General features: G+C 67.7%; 7 protein-coding genes. 2 read left to right on the top strand and 5 right to left on the bottom strand.

Features of this window, described 5'->3' with window-relative positions; translation table 11 throughout:
* From mobF to HUU95_RS08005, 5 genes are all read right to left on the bottom strand, one after another.
* The coding region (gene mobF / locus HUU95_RS08025; RefSeq protein WP_174279640.1) for a MobF family relaxase at nucleotides 1-848 on the bottom strand (848 nt) is incomplete at its 3' end.
* Nucleotides 848-1384: a hypothetical protein gene (locus HUU95_RS08020; RefSeq protein ID WP_174279639.1), complete on the bottom strand. Its 537-nt coding sequence runs from the start codon at nucleotides 1382-1384 to the stop codon at nucleotides 848-850. The genes HUU95_RS08020 and mobF, both read right to left, overlap by 1 nt.
* A gap of 18 nt (nucleotides 1385-1402) precedes the next feature.
* Entirely contained in the window at nucleotides 1403-3211 is a 1809-nt protein-coding gene (locus HUU95_RS08015; RefSeq protein ID WP_174279638.1) for a type IV secretion system DNA-binding domain-containing protein, read from the bottom strand.
* A gap of 24 nt (nucleotides 3212-3235) precedes the next feature.
* Nucleotides 3236-3424, bottom strand: a complete 189-nt coding sequence (locus HUU95_RS08010; protein ID WP_174279637.1) for a hypothetical protein — start codon at nucleotides 3422-3424, stop codon at nucleotides 3236-3238.
* 72 nt (nucleotides 3425-3496) lie between these two features.
* Nucleotides 3497-3904, bottom strand: a complete 408-nt coding sequence (locus HUU95_RS08005; protein ID WP_174279636.1) for a hypothetical protein — start codon at nucleotides 3902-3904, stop codon at nucleotides 3497-3499.
* A gap of 220 nt (nucleotides 3905-4124) precedes the next feature.
* On the opposite strand from HUU95_RS08005, the gene HUU95_RS08000 reads away from it, so the two are divergent.
* Nucleotides 4125-4466, top strand: coding sequence for a hypothetical protein (locus HUU95_RS08000; RefSeq protein ID WP_174279635.1), 342 nt, complete (start codon nucleotides 4125-4127; stop codon nucleotides 4464-4466).
* The coding region (locus HUU95_RS07995; RefSeq protein WP_217429793.1) for a hypothetical protein at nucleotides 4463-5067 on the top strand (605 nt) is incomplete at its 3' end. The genes HUU95_RS08000 and HUU95_RS07995, both read left to right, overlap by 4 nt.

Raw genomic sequence — 5067 nt, 5'->3', positions numbered from 1 at the left:
GCTTGGGTACGCCACGTCGGCACAAGCGCCTCACGCGCGATGTGCTCCTTCGCCTCGCGGGTGGCGAGCGTGATGGTCGCCTTCTCGGCCGCGGTCGCGTTCGCGCGCGTCTTGCCGCGCTCGGCAAGCGCCTCCTCCACCTTGTTCCCGCGCGCGCTGAACTCGCGGATCGCAGCCTCGGGGACGCCCGCCAGCTCGAACGTGCCACCCTTCCCCTCCACGGTGCCGTAACCGAGCTGGCGCGCCTCGCCCGCCAGCGCCTGCCGGTAGATGCTCCCTGCATCCTTGTAGATGCGAAAGAACGCCAGGCTCTCGACGCTGCGCCAGTTGCCCGCCTTGTCGGGGGTGGCGTTCAGGATGACGCTATGGGTGTGAAGCTGCGGGTCCTGGGCGCGGCTGGTGTTGTGGCGGAACGTCGCGACCGCCAGTTTGCCGGTGTCGATCGTGCGGACCTCGCCGCCTTGGCGCGCCCGCGTCGCCGCGCCGTGCCGCTCGATATAGTCGAGCGCGACCCTGACCGCCTTGTCGTGCGCGCCGATCAAGCGCCGATCGCCCGCGACCTCCGCCATGATCGATACCGACTTGGGCGCGGAAAAGGTCATGTCCCAACCGGGGCGATGCTCGCGCTCGCCGTTCCTGACGGTGCCGAGCTGGTCGCCGTTGGGTAGCTTGCCCTCAAGCCCGGCCGCGAACGCGGCGCGGTTCACCTCGCCCTCCAGCCCTAGCGCCTTCGCCCCCTCGCCGAACCACGCGCTCGGGGCCTCGCCGCCCTCGGTGTAATAATCATCCGCCTCGTAGTAGCTCGCGGCCTGCCCGGCGCTTTTGAGCGAGGCGACGGACGCGACCATTACCGCCTCGCAGCCCCCACCCGCGCCAGCGTCAACGCCGCGAACCGGGACAGCTTGCCTGCCCGGTCCTCGTCTATAGTCCAGGCCCAGCCCTTCGTCGCCGGGCTATAGGTCATGGTCGTGCGTGTGAAACTGCCGTCCGGGTTAGTGAACACAAACGGGAGCTGGTCGCCTTCTTTGGGGGCAAGGCCGATAGATTGGGTAGATAGTCCGCCAAAATCGTCCAGCCAAACGATCCCGTATTTAGCCGTTGGCTGATTCCAGCCGATGTAAACCGTCGCTTCGTATTTGGGGCGGCCGTCCTGCTCGCGTTCGCGCGATACCTCGTGCAATCGTAGATATTGGTGCTGGTTCACCCATTCCGCGGTGAGATCGTGGATTGTCCTCTCGCCCGCGATCGTGCCGGTAATAACCCAAGCGCCTTCCAGCCTGTCGAGCAACGCATCCTGCAACGTGGCCTGCTTCGCCAGCGCCGAGCTGGCGAGCGTGAACGCGACTGTCGCCGCACAAAGCACCTGAACGGACTTAGCGAGCATCTTGCTTCCTTCCCCCTGTCATAGTGCTCCTCCGGCTGTCCGGTCGATCGTAATGGTGGAAACCGACGTCGCTCCCGGTGCCGGTCGCGCCGTCACGGGAACGGTCGCCTCGGCTATGTCGGGCCGTTCCATGTGCGCCCGGTCGATTGCCACGCGCGCGATCGGCAAGCCGGACAGACGCAGGAACCCGGTCAACGGGGGCAAGTGGCCGATCTCGCTGTCGAGCACGATCGGCTTGGTTTGCCGCATGGTCGATAGCGAACCCTTGTCGGTCCATGCGTCGCTGTCGAGCGAGGCCGACGATCGGTGCTCCTCCACCTCCGACCGGCCTAGCAGCTCGGTCGCCCATTTCGTGCTCTCGGGGTCGCCAAGGCGCATGACGAGCTGAGTGCCGGCCTGGCCCACGATCGTGCCCGCGGCGTTCGGGCCGTAGGTGTCGCGAAGCTGGCCGATCGCCTGAAAGGCGATGACGCACGCCGCCCCGAACTTGCGTCCCTCGGGGAGCAAGGTGAGCAGCCCGCTCGCGCGGGGAAGCGCGGGAAGCTCGTCCAGCACAAGCCACGCGCGCGGCGCGCCCTTGATCGGCCGGTCGAGGATCGCCGCCACGGCGCAATCCAGCCAGCACCCGAGTAGGGGCCGCGCCGCGGCGAAGTTACGCTTGCGCGACGCCAGAAATATCCAAGGCTTCGCGCCCTCGATGCCGGGAAGGCCCGCGTAGAAATCATCGAAGCTGACGGTCGGCCCGTCGCCGGACGCGGCCTTCAACGCGCCGACGATCTTCGCCGCCTCCGCCAGACAGAACAGCACGCTCGCGGTCGCCTTGTCGGCGTCCTTCTGGAACACGCGCGCGGCCTCGGTGCCCCGCGTCAGCTCCGCCAGCTCGTCGGGCGTCATATCGCGAAGCGCGCGGGTCAACTCGGGGACGTTGCCCCTGCCCTGCTCCCACAAGCGCCGAATGACGGCCGCGACGACGATGCGGGCCTGGTCGTACCAAACATCGTCGCCCCCGGCGCTGCCGCCTGCGGGCTTGGCGACGATGAAGCCCGCCAGCCGGTCGGCGTCCGATGCCGAACGAACGTCGCTGAACGGGTTCCAATAGGCGCAACGCGCGTCGAACGGATTGAGAATGAGGTCGCCGCGTTCGGGCCGGTAGTAGCGCGCGACATAGCCGCCATCCACGTCATGCACGAACGCGTGCTGCCCGCGCCGCTCCACCTGGTCGAGCATCGCCCATATCGCGGTCGTCTTGCCGGTGCCGGTCGCGCCCGCGAACAGGAAGTGCCGGGCCTCCTCGGCCACCGGCACGGGAACGCCGCCGATCGTCACCGGCCGTTCGGCCGCGCCGATCGGGACCATACGCGCCAAGGTCGCCGCGTCCACCCGCTCCGCTCCGCGAACGGTGCGGTCGCGCCCCGCCTTTTCGCCCGCGCTGGCCCATGCCCGCCTGCGCCAGCGATACAGCGGAACCCCGATCGCGACGCCGCACAAAATGGCGAAGAACCCCATCCGCCATAACAGGCGCTTGAAGCCCCGCGTGGCGGGGCTGGCGGGGTCGAGAATGTCGTCGCGCGCCGCGACGCGCGTCTCGGCCTCATAGGTGTGCAGGTTGCGCCCGAACGGGTCCAGCAGCTCGCGCCCCTGCGTCTTGGCGTACAACGCCGCCTCGCGCCGGGTGAGGTCCGGGGCGGTCGTCCAGCCCGCGAACGCGCCCACGCCCGCGCATAGCAGGAACAGGATAGCCGCCACCTGAGCGCGCGCGTTGACGCCTGCCCAATGCCGGTTCCTGCTCGCCTGGCCGCGGGAGAGGAGTTCAGCGCGAGTGGCCATCTACCTGTCCCCCATTCGATTACATCAAAGATTGCCCTTTAGCTTAATCACGTTCTTCACGATCACTTTGGCGGCGGGGTACATGGCCTGAATCGCCCCTTTCCCGAGTTTCATTGCGGTTCGCATATCGTCCGCCTTTACGCGCCTACTCGCCTGGGTCGCGCCTTTGCCGACGACTTTGATGACATCGACGATGACCGAAAACGTCCCCATTCCCCTTCTCCCCTTTGAACCGGCATACTGTCGGATGATTAGCCCTGCCCGTCTAGGTCGAGATGACAGTCCTTACTGTCCCCTCGCCCTAGCGAGCTGCCGATCGAATATCCTGTCCGCGTCCGCGGCGATGCCCGCCAGCCTGTCGGCGTCCTGGGTCGGCCCCGCCAGCGCCGCCGCATAGGCCGCCCCGGCTGCGTATAGGGTACGCTGGGTAAGCCGGTCAGTCAGCTCGGCCCGCACGGTCAGCCGATCCACCGCTTCGCGCAACGCCTCCACCTCCCCCGCCGATACGCTCGCCGCCGGGGTCGGTTCAGGCCTCGCCGGCTCCGCTCCCCTACCCCCGACAAGCGCCGCGATGCCGAGCTCGAGCGCGCGAACGGTCGCCTGATAGACCGGCAACCCGACCTCGGCCGCGTAGCTTTTTAGGGCCGCCGCCTGGGTGTCCGTCACGCGCGCCGTCAGCATCACGCGGGCCATCGCCGCTCCTCGATCGTACTCGCTGAGAGTACGCATTATCGGCCTACTGCCTAGCCCTGTTGACAAGCTCCCGGCCATATGTTGCCATGCTGTTCTGGTCGAAGCGACCACGCATCGACCACGCTACGGGGGCTGCACGCGTGCGTAGGGTGTGGATCAAAACTGAGCGAGCTGAAAGCTCGCCCCTTCTTCTTTCTTCCTGCCTTCTTCGCGGGTTGTCATGGCGCTGAGCGGCTTCGCTTCCGGCGCTCTGGTGGCGGCCCCGGTCGCCGCGGTGCTGACCTGGCTAGCGGTGTCGTGGCAACAGCATGTCGATGTGCGGGTCGAGCGCGACACGGCCGTCGTGCGCGCCGATCGCGCTGCGTTCGATGCCGGGTTCAACCGCGACTGGTCGGCCGCGACGGGACAGCCCCGCCCCGCCTGCGACCCTGCCGCCGCGGCCGAACTCACCCGCCTCCGCAAGCGCGCGGCCGAACTGGAAGCCAAGCTCGCCGGGTCGAGCGATGATCTGGAACGCAACGCGCGCGAGCTGCACAACCTGATGGTGGAGGAAAAACGATGATCCGCCTGCGCGCCCTCGCCCCGCTCGCGCTGGGCCTCGTGCTGGCCGGATGCAGCGGGGGCGGCTCGTCGGTGTCCGGCTCGGCGTCGGAAAGCGCGGGGTCCAGCTCGGGCACGTCGAGCCTGTGGGAACGGGTCAAGGGACTCGGCCTTGAAACCGGCAAAACTTATGAAATGCCCGCGCTGGGGCTGATGGCCGATGCCTTCCTCGCCGACTACGCCGTGCGTGGCCTCAGCTATGATCTGGTGCCGCAAGCCGCATTGCAGCGCGATGGCGGTTCGATCCCGTCGCTCGAAAACGTGATGGCCGGCATGATCGAGCCGACCCGCAAGGATATAGGCGCGCAACCGGCCGGGCTGGTCGCCAGGCTCACCCCGCTCGATGCCGACCACATGGTCTATACCGCCCCGATCGTCATCGCCATGCAGCCGCGCAAGGGCTGGGAGGTCGATGCGATGGACGATCGCGTGACCGATCCCCGGTTCGATACGCCGTTCTTCCGGGCGCATCGCCCTCCGTCACGCTACGATCCCGATGCCCACGTCCGCTACATGGAGATGCTGGCGATCTCGGCGATCTACACCAACACGGTGTTCGGCAT

It is taken from the genome of Sphingomonas bacterium (assembly GCF_903643065.1).
In the GTDB taxonomy this organism is placed as follows: Bacteria; Pseudomonadota; Alphaproteobacteria; order Sphingomonadales; family Sphingomonadaceae; genus Sphingomonas.
The sequence above is the reverse complement of the archived record's forward strand: the minus strand, read 5'-3'. Positions and strand labels throughout refer to the sequence as shown.

Excerpts from the sequence above, each read along its gene's own strand:
- HUU95_RS08020 (WP_174279639.1), bottom strand. The coding sequence starts at position 1,384 with ATGCTCGCTAAGTCCGTTCAGGTGCTTTGTGCGGCGACAGTCGCGTTC.
- HUU95_RS08015 (WP_174279638.1), bottom strand. The coding sequence starts at position 3,211 with ATGGCCACTCGCGCTGAACTCCTCTCCCGCGGCCAGGCGAGCAGGAAC.
- HUU95_RS08010 (WP_174279637.1), bottom strand. The coding sequence starts at position 3,424 with ATGGGGACGTTTTCGGTCATCGTCGATGTCATCAAAGTCGTCGGCAAA.
- HUU95_RS08005 (WP_174279636.1), bottom strand. The coding sequence starts at position 3,904 with ATGGCCCGCGTGATGCTGACGGCGCGCGTGACGGACACCCAGGCGGCG.
- HUU95_RS08000 (WP_174279635.1), top strand. The coding sequence starts at position 4,125 with ATGGCGCTGAGCGGCTTCGCTTCCGGCGCTCTGGTGGCGGCCCCGGTC.